This window comes from Paenibacillus sp. B46(2026) (genome assembly GCF_056786355.1).
In genome coordinates, this window is record NZ_CM165907.1 from 3,579,664 (window position 1) to 3,604,153 (window position 24,490).

A 24,490-nucleotide genomic window follows, 5' to 3' on the forward strand; every position below is an offset into this window, starting at 1 on the left:
GGATGGTTGGAAAGGAGTAGTTATCATGAACCCGGTGCACAATCCGGAAGTGGACGGCAAGAAAAATATATTCAATGAACAGCCGTCAAAATGGGCAGCAACTTGGAGGGAATACAAGAAGTGCAGATATCTGTTTCTGCTGCTTGCTCCGGTGATCATTTGGTACGCCGTCTTTGCATACGGCCCAATGTACGGTATCCAACTGGCCTTCAAGGATTTCAGGATCATGGATGGAATCTGGGGCAGTCCGTGGGTGGGCTTCAAGCATTTCGAGTTTTTGTTCTTTCAATCTCCTGATTTCTTGCGGATTCTGAAGAATACGATCATCATCAGTTTTTTGCATATTCTGTTTGGATTTCCGGCGCCGATCATACTTGCGCTTCTGATTAATGAGATCCGGTCAGGTGCCTTCAAAAGGGTAGCACAATCGCTGACTTATCTGCCGCATTTTTTCTCCTGGGTTATTCTCTCAGGGATATTAATCACACTGTTGTCTCCATCGTCCGGTGTGGTCAATTATCTGCTCCAGCTTGTGGGATTGGAGTCGGTCTATTTTCTGGGAGATCCGAATCATTTCCGGTCAACACTGGTCATTTCGGCGATTTGGAAAGAAGTCGGCTGGGGCACGATTATCTATTTGGCCGCACTTGCGGGTGTACAACCCGAAATGTATGAGGCTGCCGTGATGGACGGAGCGAGTCGCTGGAGGCAGACCCTCAGTATTACACTTCCGACAATTATGCCGGTCATTGTACTGATGTTTATTCTGCGCATTGGCAATGTACTGGATGCCGGCTTTGACCAAATTTTGAATCTTTACTCACCTGCAACCTATAGTGTAGCGGATATTCTGGATACTTACGTTTACAGGGTAGGCTTGCAGAATTTCCAGTTTAGCTTGACGACAGCGGTCGGTCTGTTCAAGAATGTGATTGCTTTTGCGCTGGTACTGGCAACGAACTATATGGCTAAAAGGTTTGGACAGCAGGGTCTTTTCTAAACAGAATAACCAGATTGGAGGACAAGGCAGTGAAGCATAGCAGGGGCAGTAACCTTTTTCAGGCTTGTTTGATTACCTTCATGATGATCTTGTGTATCGTCATGCTGTATCCGTTTGTCCATATGCTTTCGATCTCGTTTAGTACACCGGCAGAAGCATTGAGATTGGGTATCCATCTGTATCCACAGCAGGTATCTTTGTTTGCCTGGGAGAAGGTACTGGGCAACCAGGATATCTGGATGGGGTTTGGCAACACCGTTTTTCGTACCGTGGTGGGGACCGTTTGCTCGATTTTGTTCATGTCGTTTGGGGCATACCCGCTATCCCGTAAATACTTGCCGCATCGCAATGTGTATACGATGTTAATTGTGTTCACGATGTTCTTTAGCGGGGGAATGATTCCTTCCTACTTCCTGATCAAATCACTTGGGCTGCTGGATTCGCGGTTGGTGTACATTATACCGGGATTGATCAGTACGTTCTCCATGCTGATTTTGCGTAATTTCTTTCAGAACATACCTGATGAGCTGGAGGATTCGGCCAAAATCGATGGAGCGAACGATCTGCGTATTCTGTTTCAGCTGGTACTTCCGTTATCGATGCCTGTTATCGCCACCTTGTCGCTATGGTCTGCGGTAGGACATTGGAATGCCTGGTTTGATGCGGTGTTATATATCCAGGACCCTTCCAAGCAGGTACTTCAGACCTTTCTGAGACGAGTGGTCATCACAGGAGAGAATCTATCCATGTTCGCAGCAGATGTTAAGGGCTCGGAATTGGGATATCAGGAACCGATAAAAGCCGCTACACTGATGTTTACGGCACTGCCCATTATTATTGTGTATCCATTTCTGCAAAAGTACTTTGTAAAAGGAACCATGGTAGGCTCGCTCAAAGGGTAACACGGATTCATTCAAGCTGCCTTAGGGCGTCTTGATTCAAATATTCGAATAGTTAGATCAAAAGGGAGGAATTCAGAGATGAAACAAAAGAGATTCTTGACCGGTATGCTAGGACTAGTGGTGTCTGCTTCATTGCTAGTAAGCGGTTGCAGTGGCGGTGCGGCTATCGACAACAGTGCAGGAGAAATTTCCGATAAAGGCAATGAGAAGCCTATTGAAATTTCAATCGCAAACAACTGGAATATCCCGAAAGCCGATAACAATTACGTCCAGAAGTTTTTGGAAGAGAAATTTAATGTGAAGTTCAAGAATATCTCTTTCGAAACGGCTACCTGGAAAGAACAATTCAACGTCATGCTGGCTTCCGGCCAGATTCCAGACATTATTTCTGTAGATGGCACTGTAGGCGATGTGGTGCAATGGGCGGATCAAGGTATCCTTGCGAGTGTATCCCAAGAGGAAATTAAGCAATATATGCCTAAATACACGGCGGACGTGGAAAGTGTTGATCCGAATGCCTGGGACCCGGGGACATACAACGGCAAGAACTGGGGTGTTCCCAAGGTATGGGGGGAAGGCGCAACAGGTTTTATTCCGGCCTACAACGGACAATGGCTGAAGGCTATTGGCTATAATGAACCGCCAAAGGATCTTGCTGAGCTTGAGGATGTGCTGACCAAATTCATGAATAATGACCCGGACGGCAACGGTAAAAAGGATACGTACGGCTTGACCGGACGAGGCAAAGATGCCCAGGCTCAGCTGTTCAATACAGTATTCGCAGCTTACGGAGTAGCTCCGTACCAGTTCAAGCTGGACGCGAATGGCAAAGTAACTTATGGCGCAATTACAGAGGAAGCTCGCAATGCGTTGAAGTTGCTGAATGAATGGTATAAGGCGGGCATTATTGATCCTGAATTCATCACCGATGGTAATAGCGAGATTCAAACCAAGTTTGTCAGTCTGCGAACGGGCATCATTGAGACGGGAATGTGGCACCATCTGTATGATGATGGATACTTTGGCCTGATCTCCAAGGATAAAGGCATTGAACTTGTTCCCGGTGTTCCGTTCTCTGGGCCAGATGGCAAGAAGTATGCGATGGCCAACGGAGCCTTGCAGCCTCCGTTGTTGTTTGGAGCACAGCTGGAGAAGGATGAAGCCAAACGAATCAAAATTTTGCAAATTCTTGAGTATGTCACGACGGATACGGAAGGTTACTTGACGACGGTGTTTGGCGAAAAAGGAAACTCCTATAATCTTGAGGGCCAATTGGCGGTTGTTACGGAAGCCGCGGCTGGTACGGAGTTAATGAGTGAACTGGGTGCAGGTTTCTATAATCCATTCGGTGCCAAAGTAAGTTCCATGATGAAACATCACTATTCTCCTGAGAAGCTGGCTTTCAAAGAGAAATTGACTAATGTAGAGGGCGTTACTGTCCTGAGTGATCTGATGCAGTCCACGGTAATGAAGACCAAAGCCCAGTATGAGGCCATCTTAAATACATTGCAGGCACAATATTATATTAAAGCTATCTCCGGTGAAGCCAACACGGACAAAGACTTTGATGATTTCCGGTCACAGTGGCTGAACTCGGGAGGACAGTCGGAACTGGATGAGGCCCAACAGATTTACGAGGAGCGCAGTAAATAAAAATGACTTTCAGGGATGAACGCAAGATCGTTAGCAGATGAACGTGGGAACGGTGCTCATCTGCTAACTGGCTCATCTCTAGGGATGGAGGAGAACGGATATGCAGACTGTTAATACCGATTTAGTGGTTTATCCAGCCCCGACTGGTGCCGTAGTCAACCCTGACTTCACCGTGAAAGTTCGTAAGCCGCACGGAGAATGGCAGCCCTTGTTCAGCTACAATGTGAAGGTCGATATGCATGATGTCCGCAATGCATCGATGGTCACGTTTGATTGTAATGGGCCGGTAGAACTGGAGATTGTGAAAAATGAAGGGAGTGTTCAGGCGGCGATCGTCCGCCCAGTCTCAACAGGATTAAGCTGTGAGTTGGAAGCAAACCATATGTTTCTCCGTCTGGACGGTCCGCAGCAGCTATCCCTGGAAGTGAACGGAGAGCGATTCCACAATCTGCACATTTTTGCTAATCCGCTGGAGCAGGATGTCCCGCTGGTTTCGGATGATGGTGTGCTGCTGCTTACACCGGGAATGCATAACACGGCAGACATTCTGGAGACTTTGGCAGATATGAGTTCTGCAGTGAGATCCAAAGTGATATATTTTCAACCCGGTATCCATCATTTCGATACATCCCGATTAGAGGTACCTTCCAATACAATGATCTATATCGCCGGCGGCGCAGTCATCTATGGAGGATTTATGTGCAACCGTGTAGAGGACGTGGTCATTCGTGGCAGAGGAATTCTGTATCTGTCCGATTTTGAGAAAACGACCTTTTATCGTGGGGTGGAAATCAGCTACTCGAGAAACATATCCATTGAAGGGATCACAGTCATTGATCCACCTCATTATACGGTCCTGATTGGTCAATCGGAGTCTATAGATATTTGCAATATTAAGACCTTCAGTACCCGTGGCTGGTCAGATGGGATTGATATGATGGCCTGCTCAGACGTGAAAATCGACAGTGTTTTTCTCCGTACTTCTGATGATTGCATTGCGATCTATGCCTCACGGGGCGAATATCAAGGCGATACCCGGAGGATTAGTGTGACCCGTTCGATCTTATGGGCAGATGTAGCGCATCCAACGAACATAGGCACACATGGCAACTATGAAGGAGCTGGGGATGTAATTGAGGATATTAAATTCAGTGATATCGATATCCTTGAACATCATGAGCCACAGCCGGATTACTGGGGATGTCTGGCGATCAATGCAGGAGACAACAATACAGTACAGAATGTGGTGTATGAGAATATCCGTATTGAACCCTTCGAATTGGGTGAATTGTTCAATGTGAGAGTGCTGCAAAATCCGAAATACAATCCCGCTCCCGGTAAACAGATCCGCAATGTTCTCTTCAAAAACATTAAGTATAGCGGAACTTGCCTGAATCCATCACATATTGAGGGTTACGATGAAACACGCAAGGTAGAGAACGTGAGATTTGAGAATGTGGTGGTGAATGGCGAACATTTATCTAAAGACAAAGATCTTATTCTCGGACCCCACGTCGGTAAAGTAAAAGTACAACGAGTATAAGTAGAATTGCGCTGAGGAACTGGAGCATAAATGTAGTAATTCCCTCCTGAGAATCTCCTCGGTCCGTGTGCACTATTCGTTTGTAATCTCTATTCGTCAATAGTAGAATGGCTCAAATGGATGACCGTTCTCTCATACGTCTGGTTATTAATGACAACTATACGAGAGCCAAATCTAGCATTGCTACTCCTGTTTTCACAAATGCAATTATACACAACTAAACTTCCCCCAATTTTATATGCCTAGATGAAAGCAAATTAGAAGATTGAAACGTATATCCTAAGCGGTTAGGAAGAGTAAACTATATAAGGAAAGCAGGAGAATAGCCATGTTAACCATAGGGAAATCGAATATTTGGCTTCAAGAAGTCGTTCAACGCATAACCGAAAAAATGGACTGGGTGAGTGAGAAATCGAAGGATAAAATTCCTTATACGACCATAAATGGAGTACATGATGACAGATCAGTCCAGAATCCAAGCGGGATGCACGCTGACGGAATCAATTGGTGGACCAATGGGTTCTGGGGTGGTATGATGTGGCAAATGTATCATCTAACTGGTCAGGAGAAATACAAAAAGTATGCGAACCTCTCAGAAGATAAATTGGATGCCGGGCTGCAGCAGTATTACGGATTGCATCACGATGTGGGGTTTATGTGGCTGCCAACCAGTGTCACAAACTATAAGATCACCCAAAATCCACAGTCCCGAAAAAGGGCGCTACATGCAGCCAATCTTCTGGCGGGTCGCTATAACCTAGTAGGGGAATTTATCCGAGCATGGAACGACCTTCCTGAAGAAGATAGTCGAGGTTGGGCGATTATTGATTGTATGTTTAATATTCCGCTTCTTTATTGGGCCACTGAAGAAACCGGAGATCCTCGTTTCATGCAGATTGCCATGAAGCATGCAGATACAGTAATGAAAACATTTGTACGTCCGGACGGATCCGTCAATCACATTGTTGAATTCGACCCATTTAATGGGGGAGTCGTAAAAACGTATGGCGGACAAGGATATGAGGACGGCTCTTCCTGGACCAGAGGTCAGACGTGGGGACTTTACGGTTTTATGATGAGCTATATTCATACTGGCAAAGAAGAATACTTAAATACGGCAAAGCGCATTGCTCATTATTTTATCGCCAATATTCCAGAAAACGGAATTATTCCTGTTGACTTTAGGCAGCCAAAAGAACCCGCATATGAAGACTCCACGGCCGCAGCGATTGCTGCATGTGGACTCATTGAAATATCCAAGGTTGTCGGGCTGCATGAGAAAGATCTTTATCTGAGCGCTGCTATCAAGCTCTTAAAAGTATTAGATGAGGCTCGGGCAGACTGGACGAAGAACTGTGACTGCATCCTAATTAATGGATCAGCTGCGTATCATGCGAAAGAACATCACCAGTCCATCATTTATGGAGATTATTACTTTATTGAAGCTATCTTTAAATTAAAGGGGCATGATTTGTATCTTTGGTAAGCACTTATCATGTAGAAAATAGTATAGGGCAGCCAATCCCTTGGGCGGCTTCCTATTTTCAGTTTATTACAATGGACTTCATCAAACTAAAAGTTCACCCACGTTTTGTACGAAATGGGTGAACTTTTTCTCACTTCACTATTTGGTTCTTTTCATATTAGCCCTAAGAATATGAACTATCCTAAAAATAAAAACGGACAGACATACGGTTCAAGCGCAGATGCTACTTCGTCTTATAAGCAAGTGGGGTAATTATCATGAGTATTTACCCCTATAGTTAGATATTTATACAAAGTGGCCTTAGAAAAGAATTCCTAAGGCCTTTGTGGTTATCTTTAAAAAATGGATAGTCTGACGATTTTATCGTCAACAATAACGAAATGATAATTCAATACTAGTGGATCGGGTAGACCAGTCTTGTCGTAGGTACCATCCAGCTTGCATGTTAGCACAATTTCATCACCTATTTTTTTGCTGTTGTTGGCTCTAACGTAACATTCGCCGCGAAATGGTATTGATCACTCCATTCCCGAGACGGTAAATGATTGAGATCCATATTGTTCTCTCCCTTTATTAATGCTAATTAGACTGTAGGAATAGTTCCCCCATCTATGACATATTCACTACCTGTAATGGATGCTGCTCGGTCTGAGACCAAAAATGCAACCAGTTCAGCGACTTACCCTGGCCGACCAATTGGAATACCTCCGAGTGAACTCATAAGTTGTTCGAGTGCACTTTCTCGACTCCCGGTTTCCGTTGCGATCCGATCAATTAATGCGTCAGCTGCTTCTGTCTGAATAAACCCGGGAGACAACGTATTTATTCGAATTCCTTGAGGAGAAAATTCATTCGATAATCCTTTGCTATAATTAGCCAGCGCGGCTTTATTTTACGCTCTCCATAATCATTGCATTTTCCCTACTAAACATCCAAGAGATATGTGCATATTCCAAGCCAAATATAGTTAATGTTTGGTCTTTTTTTAATGGGCAAAAAAGTGAGTTTCTTATATTTAGCAGGATTATCTCAGTACCCAAAATTACGTTATTATATTGCCCTTTTGTACGTTTACCTGGTCATATTCCCCCCGTTCAGTAGGCAACGTAATAGAAGAAAGCGCTTTAAAAAAAGATATTGAAACGTTTCCAACTTGGTGTTATGATGATCTCCATAAAAGAGATTAAGCGGGGGGTTAAATGTCAAGTATTAAAGATGTAGCCACCTTAGCTGGTGTAGCTGTAGGGACCGTGTCCCGGGTCATTAACAATTCAGGCTCTGTTAAACCCGCAACACGCAAAAAAGTCGAGAAGGCCATACAAGAGTTGAATTATATCCCAAATGAGATTGCACGAAATTTCAAAATGCGGAAGTCCAAGATGGTAGCCCTGCTGCTCCCAAGTATCTGGCATCCCTTTTTTTCTGAACTGGCTTATTACATTGAAGATGAGTTGGACCGGGAAGGTTTTAAGCTTATGCTGTGCAACAGCGGCGGCAAACCTGAAAAGGAATTGTATTATCTGGATATGCTTCAGCAAAATAAAGTGGCAGGTATTGTCGGTATTACGTACAACGATATCGAAAATTTCGTAAGCAATGACATTCCGATTGTCAGTATCGACAGGCACTTCAACAAGAAAATCACATGCGTTACTTCGGACAATTATGAAGGTGGACGTCTGGCGTTAAGGGAGCTTGTCAAAGCGGGAGCCCAAAAACCGGCTTTTATGGGAAGTGTCACATCCGTTTTCAGCGAAACGATGAATCGGAGAGAAGGTTTTATTCATGAAGCCAAAGCAATGGGAGTCGACTATGTTATATACGAAAAGCCAGACCCGGTTGTAAACGATGATGCCTATTTTGGCGAGTTTCTAAAAGAGCATCGGGATGTGGACGGCATTTTTGCCATTACCGATATGTTCGCCGCCAAATATATTGAAAGGGCAGGCAGGCAGGGCATTCGCGTTCCGGAGGATGTAAAGGTCATCGGATATGACGGCATTCAGGATCATACTTATTTCCATCCGATATTGTCAACGATCAGACAACCTGTAGAGGAGATGGCTCGTACGACGATCAGGCTGCTCTACAAAAAGATCAATGGCGAAACATTGGACAGGGAAGTTTATCGTCTTCCGGTCATATTTAGACAAGGCGAAACCACTTGATTATTTCCTCGAAATAAATAATATACCCTTTAATTATTTCTAGAAAAACATCAGCTGTTATGGCTGCTTCACCGGTGGAATTACGGGATGACGTTTTTCTTATACTAAATTGGAAACGTTTCAAAAACAAAATACATTCTATGAAGAAAGGGAGTATGAGGATGAATTCAAGAGATTTTGGGGGAGATCAACCCCTGATCAAAGAAAATCGTAAAACTTGGAGTCGAGTCAAACGCGACTATGAACTGTATCTGTTCCTTCTACCGATCATTCTGATTTACCTTCTGTTCAAGTACTATCCGATGTACGGAGTACAAATTGCATTTAAGGATTTTTCGCCGAGTCAGGGAATTTGGGGCAGCGAATGGGTGGGGTTCCGGCATTTTATTGATTTTTTCAATTCTTATAACTTTTGGACGATCATAGAAAACACGCTAACACTTAGTTTTCTATCGCTTGTGTTCAGCTTCCCTGCTCCGATTATTATCGCGATCATGCTGAATCAGATGATGGGCAAGCGATATAAGAAATTTATCCAGACGGTCATTTATGCACCGCACTTTATATCTACTGTTGTCCTCGTCGGTATGCTCCATGTTTTTTTATCGCCAAATAGTGGGATCGTGAACCACATTATTACCTGGTTCGGTGGAGAACCCATTCTATTCATGGCTGACGAGGGATGGTTCCGTCCTTTGTACATTTTGTCAGGGATATGGCAAGAGACTGGTTTTGCCACGATTATTTACCTGGCTGCCCTTGCCGGGGTTAATCCAGAACTGCATGAAGCCGCGATTGTGGATGGGGCAAGTAAATGGAAGCGTGTATGGTACGTTGACATTCCGTCCATCTTGCCGACCATCGTCATCCTGCTAATTCTCGCACTCGGGAACGTCATGAGCATTGGTTTCGAGAAAGCATTTCTTATGCAAAGCGATCTGAACTATGCCACCTCGAATATTATTCCAACCTATGTATATGAATTGGGTATTCAGAAGGCGCAATACAGCTTTTCTACCGCGGTCGGACTGTTTAACTCTGTCATCAATATCATCCTGATTGTCATTGTCAACCGGATCGCCAAAAAATTAACCGAAACCAGTTTGTGGTAGGGGGGATTCACTTTGAACCAATTTTTGAAGAGAAAAACCAGAGGTGACGCATGGTTTGACGCTATCAACTATTTTTCCTTGACCGTAGTTATGCTGTTTGTTTTATTTCCGCTGTATTTTGTACTGGTTGCTTCATTCAGTGATCCCAATCTGATTTATTCGGGGGAAGTATGGCTATTTCCAAAGGGATTCACGCTCGATGGCTATGAACGAATATTCAGTGACTCTTCCATATGGATCGGATATGCCAACTCTTTGTTGTACGCGGGTATAGGAACCTTGATCGGAGTAGGGGTTACCGTATTTGCAGCTTATCCGTTAGCCCGTAAGAATTTGGTTGGAAGATCGGCCATCATGTGGTTTTTACTGATCACCATGTTTTTTAGCGGCGGGCTGATCCCTACGTATTTGTTAATCAAGGATCTTCATATGCTAAACACGATTTGGGCACTTGTGATCCCCGGTGCTGGCGGCATCATGAATGTCATTATTGTAAGGACTTTCTTTCAGTCCTCCATCCCGGATGAAATGTGGGAAGCCGCTTCGATTGACGGTTGTTCAAATACCAGATTCTTTTGGAGCATTGTATTGCCTTTATCCAAGTCAATATTAGCCGTCATGGTGCTGTATCATGTCGTCGGGTTCTGGAATGGATTCTTTGACGCTTTGATCTATTTAAACGATGAAAATAAATATCCGCTACAACTGGTGCTTCGAAATATTCTCGTCCAGAATCAGGTAAACTCCGGCATGATGGTAGATGTGGAATCCTATGCGGCAAAGATGCGCGTAACGGAACTGATCAAATACGGTGTCATCATGGTATCCAGTCTGCCGCTGCTGATTTTGTATCCTTTCCTGCAGAAGTACTTTGTCAAAGGAGTAATGATCGGCTCGATCAAGGGATGAGGTTGACATGGTACTTGAAAGGGGGGATGTGCAGCAGTTTCGATATATCAATACAGAAGAAGGTCAAAGAAAGGTATCTAACTTGTGCAATGATCTAAAGGGAGGTTATGTACGATGAAATCTGTATTCAAAAGAGCGGGAATTCTTATGCTGGCTGGAGCGTTTGCACTGAGTGGATGTTCAGGAGGTGGTGGAGGCTCCAAGAATCAGTCGGAAAATTCCAATCAGGCTGCTAGTTTCAACAAAACGGGGCTGCCGATTGTTGATGAACCGGTAACGTTAAGGATGGTATCCCCCAAAGCTGCATTGGCGCCCGAGTACTCGCAAATGGAAATTTTCAAGCGGTTGGAATCGAAAACCAACATTAAGATCGAATGGGAGAACATTCCGGATACCGATTTTACAGAGAAGAAAAATTTGCTGCTGGCCAGTGGGAATTTGCCTGACGCTTTCTATGGAGCGGGATTCTCGGATTACGAGCTGATCAATTACGGTAAAGACGGAACCATCCTTCCGCTGGAGGATTTAATCGATGAATATGCGCCTAATTTGAAAGCGCTCTTAAATCGCCGAACCGATCTTAAATCAGCAATCACAGCACCGGACGGGCATATTTACGGGCTGCCTTCGTGGGAAGAGAACAACCTTGGAACAAACCCTTTCTTTCACGTCATTAACAAAAAATGGCTCGACAAACTGGGCCAGAAAATGCCGCAAACTTTGGATGAATACACGGAAGCATTAGTTGCCTTTAAGACACAGGATCCAAACGGTAACGGCAAGGCCGATGAAATTCCGTTAAGCTTTATGCACATGCAGTGGTGTATGGATATTGCTGGCATATTCGGAGCTTTCGGACTTCCGGATAATATGGAACATCGGGTCGTTCGCGACGGAAAAGTGATCTTTACCGCTACGCAACCTGAATATAAGGAAGCATTGAACTATTTTCATGAAAAATGGTATAAGCAGGGCCTGATTGACCCTGAATCGTTCACCCAGGACGCCGCTCAGTATCTGGCCAAAGGGAAAACGACTACCGAAACGCTTGGCTCCTACATCTGGTGGGAAGTCGATGAGGTTGTCGGACCCGAGCGCACCAAGGATTATGCTTTACTGTCTCCGCTCAAAGGATCGAACGGGGATCAATTGATCGGTCGAGGCAATGGTGGCGGTCCAGGACGCGGCGCTTTCGTGATTACAAAAGAGAACCAGAATCCGGAAATCACAATGCGTTGGATCGATCAGCAGTATGAACCGTACATGGCTGCTCAAATCCACTGGGGTCCGATGGATATCGTATTTAAGAAGGACGAGAATGGAAAGTTGGTAAACCTGCCGCTTCCGGAGGGAACATCCGCAGGCGAATACCGTCAAAAAGTGGCTCCAGGGGCAGGCGGACCTGGCGTTATTACCATCGAAGACTTGGGGAAAGTAGTTGATTTGGAGCCTAGAGCCCAACAGCGAGTTAAAGATTTGGAGAAATATTACGATCCCTATATGGAAGAGGAAAACTATCCGAGTATCTTCTTTGAGCCGGAGGAACTGGACAAAATCAATAGAATTGAGCCCGAGTTGATTAAATATGTAAATACCCAACGAGGAAAATTCATTGTTGATGGCGGCGTGAATGAACAGTGGGACAGCTATTTAAAGAACCTGGAGAAGATGGGATTGAACGAATTGATGGAAATCTATCAAAATGGGCTGGATCGTTATAACGCAAATTTAAACAAATAAATAATCAAGCGTTGGGTGGGGAGAATCTGTGCTTGATGTAACAGCTGACGAGGGAGTATTGATAGACTTATAAGTTGCTGAATTTGCCAATGCTGGCGGTACGTTAATAACAATACGGAAAGGGGCTCTTCAGTCTATGCCGACGACAGATGAAATTAATAAGATAATGCAGTTAAATAAACAGCATGTGAATAATGGATCTAGACCGGGATTTCATTTTTCGCCTCCATCCCATTGGATGAACGATCCGAACGGATTAGTCTATTACGAGGGAGAATATCATCTGTTTTATCAACATCATCCCTATAGCAATACATGGGGGCCAATGCACTGGGGCCATGCCGTAAGTCGAGATCTGATTCATTGGCAGCATGAACCTGTCGCTCTTTTCCCGGACGAACATGGAGCTATTTTTTCCGGATGCTGTGTGGTTGACTTTAACAACAGTAGTGGATTTTTCGAAGGTGCTCATGGATTGGTTGCAATCTTTACCCATGCGGATACATGTCCAGAGACCGAACAGCCGCGCCAGCGGCAAAGCTTGGCTTACAGCAGTGATAATGGAAGGACCTGGCACAAATATAAGGGGAATCCGGTGCTTGCCGAACCTGCTCTGGCAGACTTCCGGGATCCGAAGGTGTTCTGGCATTCGCAAAGTGAGCAGTGGGTCATGACGATTGTCGCGGGAGATCATGTTCGGTTTTATGGATCGAAAAACTTGCGTGAATGGTCACTAACAGGGGAGTTCGGTCATGAGGAAGGCTCACATGATGGCATTTGGGAATGCCCGGATCTCTTTGAATTGTCAATCGATAACAGTGGGCGTTCCAAATGGGTACTTGTTATTAGCATTGGGGATAATCCTTCCTGTCCGGAAGGATCACGCACGCAATATTTTATCGGAGAGTTTGACGGAAATACCTTCATCAACGACAACCCTGCCGATCATATCATGTGGCTGGATCATGGTCGGGACAACTATGCAGGGGTCACCTGGTCGGATATGCATGAACTAGACGGCCGTCGCGTGATCATTGGCTGGATGAGTAACTGGAAATATGCCAACGAGACGCCTACGGGAGACTGGAGAGGCGCCATGACGCTGCCTCGTTTCTTGTCCTTAACCAATCGGGATGAGGGTATCGTGTTAACCCAAATGCCTGTCCAGGAAATAGAGCAGCTTCGAAAAGAATCGATAAGCTGGTCTGATACCACGGTTACTTCGGAGGTCCCATTTAGGCTAAAGACAAAGGATGATCTACTGGAGATCGAAGCGGATATCGATATTAGATCTGCGGGCGAGGTTCGTATCAAAATCCAATCGTCCGAGCAGAGTGAGACCATCATAGGATATGATCCTGGGCGCCAATGGCTTTTCATCGACCGATCCAAATCGGGCATAACGGACTTCCATCCTTCGTTTGCATGTCAGCATGGAGTTAGGCTGGCTCCGGAAAACGGGAAAATTAAGCTACATATCTGGCTGGATCGCAATTCGGTTGAAGTGTATGCGAATGAAGGCCTGGTTGTGCTGACGGATCAAATTTTTTCAGATGCCCCGGTGGATCATATTTCAATAAGTACGGAATCAGGGCAGTTTGTACTGAATTCGCTGTATGTCCATACACTTCAGTCCATTCATATTTCCAATAACAACATAGGAAATACATCGAGGAGGGATGAATCGTGAACCAAATACCCGACAATCAGGGTTTGATTATGTCTTGGGCCTTCGATGAAGGAACCGGAGCCAGCACGATGGAGAGCGTCTCCCAAGATCGGGATGATATTCAGTACGTATTTAAACAAGCGGAGTTTACCGAACCGTGCGATCCGCAGTGGAGAAAGGGAGTTTTGGGAAACGGACTCCTCTTCGACGGCTACTCGACTTATATTGCCCATCCGCTCAATGAGGGAGATGCGAATGGCGGGCCGCAATATCTTTCTGCGCTAAGCATCGGAGTATGGGTAGCACCCCGCTCGTATGAATGGGGAGATGAGGGCAAGTTGTCCGCCATTGTGAATCGCTACAACATGGATCGCAAGCAGGGTTATCTGTTTGGCATGTTTCGTCATGGCACCTGGTCCTTCCAAGTCGGTCTTGAAGGGGGGAGATGGAAGGAAGTTTGGTCGTCGGACGGCCATGAACTGCCTAAGAATGAGTGGTCTTACGTGAGTGCCGTGTTCGATGGGGACCAAGGGGAAATGAAGCTGTATTTGAATGGCAATGAAATCGCTTCGGCCGTCTTGCCTCGTGGTTCCCGCTTGGCCGAGGCTGTGGGCGAGGATCTGCTCATCGGCAAAAATAATCACGGCAGCCTGCTGGCGGGAGTATTCAGCCTGCACATGTTTAGCGGTATCATCGATGAGCTCAAGATTTATAATCGGCCGCTGAGCGCGGACGAGGTGGCCGCTTCCTATCGGCATGTGCTGGACACCGCCCATGGAGGAAGCCATCCACAATTAACGTATGATGAGATCAAGCTGGATCGGACGCCTCTGCTGCAGGATCGGCACAGACCACAATATCATGTTAGCCCGCCGGCCCATTGGATGAATGAACCCCACGCGCCGATCTATTTTGACGGACAATATCATTTATTTTATCAGCACAACCCGCTCGGACCGTTCTTTCATCAGATCCACTGGGGACATTGGGTAAGCAAGGACCTGGTACATTGGCGGGATCTTCCCGTGGCCCTGGCACCCGAAAAAGATCAACTCGCACCGGACGGGATTTGGTCGGGAAGCGCGACATATGACGCAGAAGGCCTGCCTGTCTTGTTCTTTACGGCGGGCAATGACAGTGCTTCGCCGAATCAGAGCGTGGCGCTTGCCCGAAGCACCTATTCCAGAGATGGAGATCCGGATCTGGTTCAATGGGTCAAACATCCGGAGCCGTTGATTGTACAAAAGAAGGGCATGGGCTTATTCGGAGATTTCCGGGATCCATTCGTGTGGAAGGATGATGACGGTTGGTTTGCCTTGGTCGGGTCCGGGATCGAAGGCGAAGGTGGAGCAGCGCTGGCATTTTCGTCGCAGGATATGCTGAATTGGACGTACAAAGGACCATTATTTAAAGCGGAGATTCAGAAGTTCCCTTATCTTGGACCGATCTGGGAGCTGCCCGTGCTTCTTCCACTTGGCAGCAATAAACAGGGAGTGAACAAGCATCTTTTACTGGTCAGCCCTGTGGGACAAGGAGCGGATGTCGAGGTATTCTACTGGATTGGGCAGCTCGATAAACAAAACCTTTCGTTTATTCCAGATCAAGAGGAGCCGGAACTGATTGATGTCGGTGATTTTCATTTTACCGGCCCGAGCGGCATGGTGGATCCGAAGACCGGCAGAAAGATCATATTTACGATAGCCCAAGGCGACCGGACATCTGAGCTTGAATATCAATCGGGCTGGGCTCATAACGGCGGCTTGCCTCTCAGCGTGTATTTGCGGGATGACGGACGGCTGGGAATCGAGCCGATTCAAGAGCTTCAATCCTTGCGTGGTGCCAAGCGGCTAGCGCTCCGGGACAAATCATTGGCTGAGGCTAATGAACTGCTTCAGGATGTTCAAGGCGACATGCTTGAGATTCAAGTGGAACTAGAGCCGGGCAGTGCCAGCCAACAACTCGGAATCAAAGTCCGGTGTACGCCGGATGGAGAAGAAGAAACGCTGCTATATTATGATTTAAATGAAGCTAAGCTCTTGGTTGATCGGAGGAAAACAACGCTGCATCCGGGAGAAAGGTGTAACGGGGTTCAGGGAGGTCAACTGGAGCTGTTGGGTGAGAATCTGAAACTTCACATCTATTTGGACCGCTCCATGGTTGAAGCGTATGCCAATGGATTGAAAAGCTTGACGACCCGTGTATATCCAAGCCGTAAGGATGCTCTGGGACTTGAGATCTGGGGTGATGGGGAACCGCTGGTTAAGTCCATGGAAATATGGGATATGCGATCCATATGGTAACGTGAGCACCTAGGCGCACCTTACTTACCATATGGGTAATGTAACTAACATTTAGACCACTTAGCACCCATCGGGATGGAAACGCTTCATTAACGCCTCTCTTACTTCATGACTATGCATCCTTGTATACGGAGAGCCATTTCAAAATTACGTATGAATGTTTGCATGAATAAGAAATGACGAAGGAGGCTCGTTGATGAGAGAAGCCAGAAGAAACAAAGGATGGATCTCCAGAATGGTTATAGGGGTGATGGTTCTTCAGCTTGTAGCTCCCGGAATCTCGGCCGCAGCCGAATCCCAGGTTGATGTCGAGGAAACACTCAGTCCACAGGTGAACATAGGATTGTCGGTTACGGATACAGTCTATCAAATCCAAAATCCAAGCTTCGAAACTGGGGATATGTCAGGCTGGACGGTTGTCAGAGGTCAAGCGTTTGGTCAGGACAGCGTATCGAATGAAACAACCTGGTGGGCGGAACAAATCCCGTACGATCAGGAAGGTACTTATCATCTAAACGGCTGGAAGCATGACGAGGCTGCGACCGGCGTGCTTCGTTCCAGCACATTCGAGCTGGGCGGCAGCGGCTGGATCAGCTTCAAGCTTGGTGGTGCCAAAAATCCAAACAAAGCATATGTAAATATCGTGGAAGCCCAGACAGGGCAGGTCATTGCCCGGTATGGCAATAGCGCCTTCGCTGACGTTGGCTTCCCGAATCCCGATCAGGGCTTGCGGCTTGCCAATATGGAGCAATATAAGGCAGATCTTTCCGAACATTTAGGCAAGAAGTTGTACATGGAGATCGTCGATAATGCAACCACGGACTGGGGAGTGGTATTTGCGGATGCATTCTTCATGTATCATGAATCCGAGCCGGCTGTAGGAATTATCGCCACGGATATCAAGCCTGATTTCAAACGTTATCAAATCGAAAATCCCAGCTTTGAAACCGGAAACTTAACAGGGTGGACGGTTGTCGAGGGTGAAGCATTTGGTCCGAACAGTGTATCGGACGACACAACCTTTTGGGATGAACAAATCCCGTATAATCAGGAAGGCAATTATCATTTAAACGGATGGAAATATAATGAGGCTGCGACAGGTGTGCTTCGTTCGAGCACCTTCGAGCTGGGTGGAACAGGCTGGATTACCTTCAGACTGGGTGGAGGCAAGAATAAGAATCAAGTGTATGTGAACGTCATCGAGGCGGATACGGGAGACTTGATTGCCAGGTACGGGAATAGCGAATTTAATGAGTCCGGGTTCCCGGATCCTGCGCAGGGTCTGAGACTGGCGAATATGGAACAATATAAAGCCGACCTGTCCAAGTATATCGGAAAGAAACTGTATGTTGAAATCGTAGATCATGCAACATCCGATTGGGGAGTAATATTTGCTGATGCCTTCAATACCTTCAGTGAAACCGTACCAGATGAAGGAGTCATGGCAGATAACATTATGCCGACTGAAATCACAAACCGCAGTTTTGAAACCGGGAATTTGGATGGGTGGACAGCTGAGGGGAATGCCTTTCAAGTGACCCAAGAAGCTCAAGCCGGTAAAGAAGGGAACTTCTTCGCCAAGTCCTCTGCGGAAGGACAGGGCTCCATTACTTCCAATACTTTCACCCTTCAGGGAACCGGAAGCATTACCTTTACTGTTTTGACTATCGAAAATCCGGAGGACGCCTTCGTCGCACTTTATGATGCGGGTACGAATACGTTGCTTGAAAAGATCGGAGATGTCAGTGCGAACGAGAAAATTACCTGGGAAATACAGGAACACTATAATAAGAAGCTCTATGTCAAGGTTGTCGATCAATCCAACCAAGCCAGTATTGCGGTTGACGCTTTTCAAGCTCATGGTTTGGGGACCGTTTTCTATATGAGTCTTGATGAAGGCGCAGGAAAGAAGGCGCTTGAGGAAGTAAGCAATTTGGAGCACGATGTGAACTATGTATTTAACAACGCCAGATACATGGCATCGAAGGATCCGAGATGGACTCCGCGCGGAGTAAAAGGCAGTGCCTTGTTGTTCGATGGATATTCGAATGATATTGAGGTGAATACAAAGGATACCATTCCTGTAAGCGATGCGTTCACGCTTGAAGCTTGGGTCGCCCCACGCAGCTACGAATGGGGAGACGGGAACAAGCTGTCTGCGATTGTAAATCAGTCCGATCAGGATAAGGCGGAAGGCTTTGCGCTTGGCATGTACCGGCACGGCACATGGTCAATGCAGGCCGGAATTGGCGGGCAGTGGATTCAGGTATGGGTCAAAGACCATCCACTCGAAAAATACAAATGGAATTACGTAGCAGCTACGTTCGACAAGGAAGAAGGAATGATTAAGTTATATCTAAACGGCGAGGAAGTGGCTTCCCAGGCAGCACCAGTCAACGTACCGATCACACCATCTGCGACAAGCCTGATTATCGGTAAAAACAATAAACCGGTAGAGTTGGCAGGCTTGTTCTCCTACAATATGTTCAGCGGACTCATCGATGAAGTGAAGCTGCAGAACAAAGCCCTTACCGCTCAGGAGATCCTTACTGAGTATGAGACTGTAAAGAGGCTTCATGGCGGCAAGGTTCCGGAAATTCCAAATGGCGATATTGATGAGGACCCTAGTGTATTCGACGGTGATCAGCACCGTCCGCAGTACCATGCGATGCCTCCGCAAAACTGGATGAATGAAGCGCATGCACCGATTTATTATAACGGCAAATACCATTTATTTTATCAGCATAACCCCCAGGGTCCATTTTGGCATCAAATCCACTGGGGACATTGGGTTAGTGACGATATGGTTCACTGGGAAAATGTGAGGCCTGCTCTTGCCCCCGAAGAGGGCACCCTTGATCCGGACGGCGCATGGTCAGGCAGTGCAGCGTATGATCGAAACGGAAATCCCGTTCTCTTTTATACCGCCGGCAATGACTCCCTGTCCCCCAACCAAAGAACAGGGCTGGCGACTCCGGCGGATTTGTCCGACCCCAATTTAGAGCAATGGGTGAAATATCCCGAACCGGTAACAGAGCAGAACGGGAATGGCATCCATAACGAGTTTCGGGACCCATTTGTATGGTACGACGAAGAGGTAGATAAGTGGTATCAGTTAGTGACGTCTGGCCTTCAGGACTTTAGCAGCGGCACAGCTTTGGTGTATGTGTCTGATGATATGTACAATTGGGAGTATAAGGGGCCTTTATACGTTAGTGACAGAAGCCAGTATCCAGAGTTGGGTACAGTATGGGAACTGCCCGTATTATTGCCGTTAGGCAAAGACAGTACGGGCAAGCAAAAGTATATTTTCATGATTAATCCCCATGAAAAGCCCGAGCAAGTACCTCCGGCGAACGATGTGCAAAGAGATGTTGAGGTCTTTTACTGGATAGGCACTTGGGACCGGGAACACTTCAAATTTATACCTGATCAAGAAGCACCCTCCAAAATGGATGTGGGTGATGGTTATTTAACCGCAGAGAGCGGTATGGTCACACCTGACGGAAGAACGGTCGTTTACTCCATGGTGCAAAACGTAAGAACACCGCAGGCTGAATATCAAGCCGGATGGGCTCATAATCTGGCACTGCCCGTTTCCCTAAGTCTGGACGACCATGATCAATTGCGCATTGAGCCCATTCAAGAATTGCAGAGTCTCCGGGGAGATAAGGTGGTTGATTTCTCGGACAAAAATTTGGCTACCGCCAATCAATTGATTCAAAATGTCAAAGGCGACATGCTGGAGATTGTGATGGAAATTGATCCAGGCGAAGCCCAGAAATTCGGTCTCAAAGTGCGGCGCTCCGATAACGGCCAAGAGGAAACGCTGATTTACTATGACAAGACGAACGGGACCTTTAATGTGGATCGGACCAAGAGCAGCATTGATCCGGATGTGCGCGTGGACGGTATTCAAGGAGGGTACGTAGATCTTGACGGAGAGAACCTGAAGCTGCATATCTTCCTCGATCGCTCGGTTGTTGAAGCCTTTGCCAATTACAAGAAAAAGCTGACAACCCGCGTCTATGTAGGCAGATACGACTCCTTGGGCTTGCAGGTCTGGGGCGACAACAATATAACGGTCAAGTCGATGGAAGTATGGAATATGAATGCCTTGACGGGTGAATCGGCTGCTCCGGTCGATGTGCCTGACAACTGGGACAACTCCGTATACACCGATATTGCGGACCTGTCTAACCATGATTTTGCCACAGGCGACTTAACAGGCTGGATAACGGAAGGAGACGCCTTCCAGAATGTCCATGTGACCGATACCCAGTTTTTCTGGGACACGATTTATTTCAATCCGTCGCATAAAATTCCGGGAGGCTATCATTTGTGGGGCTTCAATGAGGAAGCCGGCGGTGACAGTTTAACGGGAACGCTTAAATCACAGAACTTCATCCTTGGCGGGAACGGTAAACTCAACTTCCTTGTCAGCGGCGGGCGTGATATCGATAAACTGTATGTTGCGCTGGTCCGGGCGTCGGACGGCAAAGAGCTATTTAAAGAGACTGCCACCAATTATGAGGAGTATCAACGGAAAATTTGGGATGCGTCGCAGTATATCGGCGAGGAGCTTTATATTAAGGTGGTTGACCAATCCACAGGCGGCTTTGGACATATTAACGTCGATGACTTCAATGTACCGGTTAAGGTGAATAACCCGACTACTCCAAAATACCTCGACAAATCCAATCGATCCAGTCGGTCCTACCAGCCCTCCGAATAACTCTGTGGTCACCGCAAACAAACCGAGCAGTCAGAGCAGCTTGTCATTCGAAATGGAGAAGCAGGTAAGAAAGAAGGGAGTATACAGCATGACTCAAGCCAAGCAGCAATCTTATTCATATAAGGACCTTGTGAGAAGACTGTATGACTTTGAATCGCTGGCGGTACCGCCGCAGGCCGATGAGAAATCAGGGTGTTTCTCAAGCTTTGACCGAAGCTCTGTTTATAATGCCGAGACCGGCTTATACGAGAATTGGGGAGCCAATGATGACGGAGGAGGCTTCATTCGTAAGGAAGGGGACAGCATCGTCGCTATGGAACTCGGCGGTCCTGGCGTGATCTGGAGATTCTGGTCTGCGCTTCCGGAGGATGGACTTATCCGAATTTATATTGATCATGCCGATACCCCCGTGATTAATCTGCCCTTCCGGGATTATTTTGAAAAATTCAACCAGGAGGGGGCCCCGGCCAATTTTCCGTATCTGTCGCCTACATTATCCCGCGGAAGAAACAGCTTCATTCCGCTCCCCTTTCAAAAACATTGCAAGGTACTGTTGGATAAAGGTTGGGGCGCTTATTACCACATCACTTATACTTCATTCCCTTCCGAAGTCAAACTGCCGTCTTTTGATGGTAGCATCGACAAGGAGTCAGCTATTGCACTGGCCGAAGCGGATCGGGTATTACAGCAAAGAGGAATCGATTCTTCCTTGAATACGGAAGGGTCTTCCATCGAGAACGTTACGGTATCCGTACCAGCAGGGGGCAAGGCTGTGCTTTTTGATAAACAGGAGGCAGGCGCTATCTCGATGATCCGGATCAGGACTGACCTTGGACGAAAGAGCGAGGAACAGCAGCGGATCTGGGCTAGGCAATTGGCCATCTCAATGAAATGGGACAATGAAGTAGATCCCTCCGTATGGGCTCCACTGGGTGATTTTTTTGGAAGCGCTCCCGGCATCAAGCCGTACCGCTCTCTGCCTCTGGGTATGAATGAACATGAAATGTACAGTTATTGGTACATGCCGTTCTCGGAAGGTGCCAGGATCGAAATTGAAAATGATGGAACGCAGCCGTGTGAGATATCAGCTGATATCCGTTATTTTCCCTTAACAGCATCTCATACTTGCGATCTCCTGCGTTTTCATGCGAAATGGCACCGGGACGACTATCTGGATCTGGACGTGGGGCGCTTCAAGGAAGGCGGGGATCGCTGGCCGGATTGGCCTCTGCTGCTGACGAAAGGGCGGGGAAGGTTCTGCGGCGTTCACCTTCACGTGTACAATACCTGGGAGAAACCCAATGAGGAAGCCGAAACCTGGTGGTATGGGCGTTGGGATCGAAAAACGATTGATTGGTGGTGGGGAGAAGGGGACGAGAAATTTTTCGTCGATGGCGAATCCTTTCCGTCCACTTTCGGAACGGGCAGCGAGGACTATATTGGCTATGCCTGGGCGGCTGAGCCTCCCTTCCCGATGTTTGACAGTGCTTTCGCCAGTCAGCCGTTTATCGAATTGGATGCGAACGGACATACCTCGGTTAGCCGATTTCATATTTGTGATAACATTCCCTTCATGAACTCCTTCGAGGGATTTATTGAGAAATATAAAGAGAATCAATGGGGCTTAAATAACCAATGTTTGTATGCCTCCACGGTTTATTGGTATCAGGAGCGGGGCACAAGTGATGAGTATAGGCCCGTTTCGCTCAATGACCGCTTAGTTACTATAAACGCCAGGAGGGATAAAAAATGAAGGAATTTTTCTATCGGCCGGATAACGCATGGGTAGGAGACGTTATTCCATATTATGAAGACGGGGAGTTTAAGCTGTTCTATCTGCACGGATGGAGAGATAACTACCGGGAGGGACTCGACCACGGCTGGTATCTTGTCGGAACGAAGGATTTTGTGAATTATCGGGAAGAAGGAGCTTGCAAGATCGAAGGCGGGACCGGTCACATTCTGAAAGTGGACGGCATCTACCATATGTTCTATTGCATATTTCCTGAAGGCAAGCAGTTGGTATGTCATGCGATAAGCAGAGACTTCAAGACCTGGGAGGCAATCCCTGAGGATACCTTTACCGCTGACGACCACATATATGAGCTATCCGATTGGCGTGACCCCTTCGTATTCTGGAATGAAGAGGAAAGCCAGTACTGGATGTTGCTTGCAGCGATGGCAAAAGGGCCAACTAATCGAGAAGGATGCACCGCGCTGCTGTCATCCAAGGATCTTAAAGCTTGGGAGTACCGCGAGCCCCTGTACTCGCCAAATCTGCACGTGGGGGCTCACGAATGTCCCGATTTGTTTCGGATCGGGGATTGGTGGTATTTGATCTACTCTTCTTATACCGGACGATTTGCGACCTTTTACCGGATGAGCCGTTCCCTGGAAGGCCCTTGGATTACTCCAAAGGAAGATACCTTCGACGGTCGTGCCTACTATGCTGCCAAATCCGTTTCAGACGGTGAGAAGCGCTACCTGTTTGGATGGAATCCGACGAAGAATGACGATTTATTCGGCTGGAACCCGCCGAAGTCCCTTGGCAAGGATTACGACACTTGGGACTGGGGCGGGAATCTGATTGTGCATGAAATCGTTCAACGGGCAGATGGCACCCTTGGCGTAAAAGTACCGGAAACGGTTGATGCCGCTTTTGCCAAAACGCTACCTGTTCAATTCAATGGTATTATTGGAGAGTGGGAGTTCGCAGACGGATCGGTCTCTTGCGAGTCACCGTATAGGTTTGCCGGCTGTACAACTCCGGAAGATTTACCCGATCAATGTAAAATATCGGCTATTGTCTCATTCTCTGAACAAACTCAAGGTGTTGGGTTCATGCTCCGGACAAAAGACACTCTGGATGCGGCCTATTATGTCACGCTGGAACCGCAGCGGAACCGCATGACCTTTCGTGGGGCGATTATGCAGTCGGAAGAGGGGGGAAAGACGTTCCCTTATGAGGTTGAGCTGGAACGCCCCGTTCAGCTTGTTCCCAATCGTCCTTATGAAATCAAAGTGTTTATTGACGGATCGATATGCGAAATTTATGTGGACGATGAAATTGCCATGAGTGCCAGAATGTATGATATTCTTCAAGGGAAGCTGGGCTTGTTCGTCAATCAAGGCAGTGCACAACTCAGCAATGTGAAAATCGCGATCAGAGAATAATATAACTCTCGGAATGTTTCGTTTGAATAGACAAGAGTTACAGTTCGATTATGGCGACGAATTGTGGTTCTGCACAGCCGCGGTTCGCCCCCACCATAT

Annotated in this window: 14 protein-coding genes and 1 pseudogene; 14 read left to right on the forward strand and 1 reads right to left on the reverse strand. The window is 46.9% G+C overall.

Annotated features, from left to right (window positions below; translation table 11 throughout):
- Positions 1-25: 25 nt before the first annotated feature.
- From AC1S8V_RS15930 to AC1S8V_RS15950, 5 genes are all read left to right on the forward strand, one after another.
- Positions 26-1,000, forward strand: a complete 975-nt coding sequence (locus AC1S8V_RS15930) for an ABC transporter permease (protein WP_482069855.1) — start codon at positions 26-28, stop codon at positions 998-1,000.
- Between the two features lie 29 nt (positions 1,001-1,029).
- Entirely contained in the window at positions 1,030-1,902 is an 873-nt protein-coding gene (locus AC1S8V_RS15935; protein WP_482069856.1) for a carbohydrate ABC transporter permease, read from the forward strand.
- Positions 1,903-1,980: 78 nt separating this feature from the next.
- Positions 1,981-3,555 (forward strand): extracellular solute-binding protein, encoded by a 1,575-nt coding sequence (locus AC1S8V_RS15940; protein WP_482069857.1) that lies wholly within the window; start codon positions 1,981-1,983, stop codon positions 3,553-3,555.
- 100 nt (positions 3,556-3,655) lie between these two features.
- On the forward strand, positions 3,656-5,098 hold the full coding sequence (locus AC1S8V_RS15945; RefSeq protein WP_482069858.1) for a glycosyl hydrolase family 28 protein: 1,443 nt from the start codon (positions 3,656-3,658) through the stop codon (positions 5,096-5,098).
- Between the two features lie 328 nt (positions 5,099-5,426).
- Positions 5,427-6,584, forward strand: a complete 1,158-nt coding sequence (locus AC1S8V_RS15950) for a glycoside hydrolase family 88 protein (protein WP_482069859.1) — start codon at positions 5,427-5,429, stop codon at positions 6,582-6,584.
- A 583-nt stretch (positions 6,585-7,167) separates the two neighbouring features.
- Here AC1S8V_RS15950 and AC1S8V_RS15955 read toward each other — a convergent pair.
- Positions 7,168-7,473: pseudogene (locus AC1S8V_RS15955) on the reverse strand (SDR family oxidoreductase); the annotation flags it as partial.
- Between the two features lie 310 nt (positions 7,474-7,783).
- Between AC1S8V_RS15955 and AC1S8V_RS15960 the strand changes: the two are divergent.
- The 9 genes from AC1S8V_RS15960 to AC1S8V_RS16000 all read left to right on the forward strand — a co-directional run bounded on the left by AC1S8V_RS15960 (position 7,784) and on the right by AC1S8V_RS16000 (position 24,391).
- Positions 7,784-8,752, forward strand: a complete 969-nt coding sequence (locus tag AC1S8V_RS15960; protein WP_482069860.1) for a LacI family DNA-binding transcriptional regulator — start codon at positions 7,784-7,786, stop codon at positions 8,750-8,752.
- 161 nt (positions 8,753-8,913) lie between these two features.
- Entirely contained in the window at positions 8,914-9,864 is a 951-nt protein-coding gene (locus tag AC1S8V_RS15965) for an ABC transporter permease (protein ID WP_482069861.1), read from the forward strand.
- Positions 9,865-9,876: 12 nt separating this feature from the next.
- Positions 9,877-10,773: a carbohydrate ABC transporter permease gene (locus AC1S8V_RS15970; protein WP_482069862.1), complete on the forward strand. Its 897-nt coding sequence runs from the start codon at positions 9,877-9,879 to the stop codon at positions 10,771-10,773.
- A gap of 114 nt (positions 10,774-10,887) precedes the next feature.
- Positions 10,888-12,513 carry an ABC transporter substrate-binding protein gene (locus tag AC1S8V_RS15975; protein WP_482069863.1) on the forward strand — a complete coding sequence of 542 codons (1,626 nt, stop codon included), beginning with the start codon at positions 10,888-10,890 and terminating at the stop codon, positions 12,511-12,513.
- Positions 12,514-12,679: 166 nt separating this feature from the next.
- Positions 12,680-14,203 (forward strand): glycoside hydrolase family 32 protein, encoded by a 1,524-nt coding sequence (locus AC1S8V_RS15980; RefSeq protein WP_482074497.1) that lies wholly within the window; start codon positions 12,680-12,682, stop codon positions 14,201-14,203.
- A 29-nt stretch (positions 14,204-14,232) separates the two neighbouring features.
- Positions 14,233-16,482: a GH32 C-terminal domain-containing protein gene (locus AC1S8V_RS15985; RefSeq protein WP_482074498.1), complete on the forward strand. Its 2,250-nt coding sequence runs from the start codon at positions 14,233-14,235 to the stop codon at positions 16,480-16,482.
- 196 nt (positions 16,483-16,678) lie between these two features.
- Positions 16,679-21,217, forward strand: coding sequence for a GH32 C-terminal domain-containing protein (locus AC1S8V_RS15990; RefSeq protein WP_482069864.1), 4,539 nt, complete (start codon positions 16,679-16,681; stop codon positions 21,215-21,217).
- A gap of 88 nt (positions 21,218-21,305) precedes the next feature.
- A complete protein-coding gene (locus AC1S8V_RS15995) occupies positions 21,306-22,970 on the forward strand; it encodes a glycoside hydrolase family 172 protein (RefSeq protein WP_482069865.1) in 1,665 nt (554 codons plus the stop codon).
- Positions 22,967-24,391 carry a GH32 C-terminal domain-containing protein gene (locus tag AC1S8V_RS16000; protein ID WP_482069866.1) on the forward strand — a complete coding sequence of 475 codons (1,425 nt, stop codon included), beginning with the start codon at positions 22,967-22,969 and terminating at the stop codon, positions 24,389-24,391. The genes AC1S8V_RS15995 and AC1S8V_RS16000 overlap by 4 nt, the downstream gene beginning before the upstream one ends.
- The last annotated feature ends 99 nt before the right edge of the window (positions 24,392-24,490 follow it).

What these genes read in the sequence shown, in the direction of transcription:
- AC1S8V_RS15980 (WP_482074497.1), top strand. Translation starts at nt 12,680, where the DNA reads ATGCAGTTAAATAAACAGCATGTGAATAATGGATCTAGACCGGGATTT.
- AC1S8V_RS15945 (WP_482069858.1), top strand. Translation starts at nt 3,656, where the DNA reads ATGCAGACTGTTAATACCGATTTAGTGGTTTATCCAGCCCCGACTGGT.
- AC1S8V_RS15995 (WP_482069865.1), top strand. Translation starts at nt 21,306, where the DNA reads ATGACTCAAGCCAAGCAGCAATCTTATTCATATAAGGACCTTGTGAGA.
- AC1S8V_RS15990 (WP_482069864.1), top strand. Translation starts at nt 16,679, where the DNA reads ATGAGAGAAGCCAGAAGAAACAAAGGATGGATCTCCAGAATGGTTATA.
- AC1S8V_RS15950 (WP_482069859.1), top strand. Translation starts at nt 5,427, where the DNA reads ATGTTAACCATAGGGAAATCGAATATTTGGCTTCAAGAAGTCGTTCAA.
- AC1S8V_RS15975 (WP_482069863.1), top strand. Translation starts at nt 10,888, where the DNA reads ATGAAATCTGTATTCAAAAGAGCGGGAATTCTTATGCTGGCTGGAGCG.
- AC1S8V_RS16000 (WP_482069866.1), top strand. Translation starts at nt 22,967, where the DNA reads ATGAAGGAATTTTTCTATCGGCCGGATAACGCATGGGTAGGAGACGTT.
- AC1S8V_RS15930 (WP_482069855.1), top strand. Translation starts at nt 26, where the DNA reads ATGAACCCGGTGCACAATCCGGAAGTGGACGGCAAGAAAAATATATTC.
- AC1S8V_RS15985 (WP_482074498.1), top strand. Translation starts at nt 14,233, where the DNA reads ATGTCTTGGGCCTTCGATGAAGGAACCGGAGCCAGCACGATGGAGAGC.
- AC1S8V_RS15940 (WP_482069857.1), top strand. Translation starts at nt 1,981, where the DNA reads ATGAAACAAAAGAGATTCTTGACCGGTATGCTAGGACTAGTGGTGTCT.
- AC1S8V_RS15965 (WP_482069861.1), top strand. Translation starts at nt 8,914, where the DNA reads ATGAATTCAAGAGATTTTGGGGGAGATCAACCCCTGATCAAAGAAAAT.
- AC1S8V_RS15960 (WP_482069860.1), top strand. Translation starts at nt 7,784, where the DNA reads ATGTCAAGTATTAAAGATGTAGCCACCTTAGCTGGTGTAGCTGTAGGG.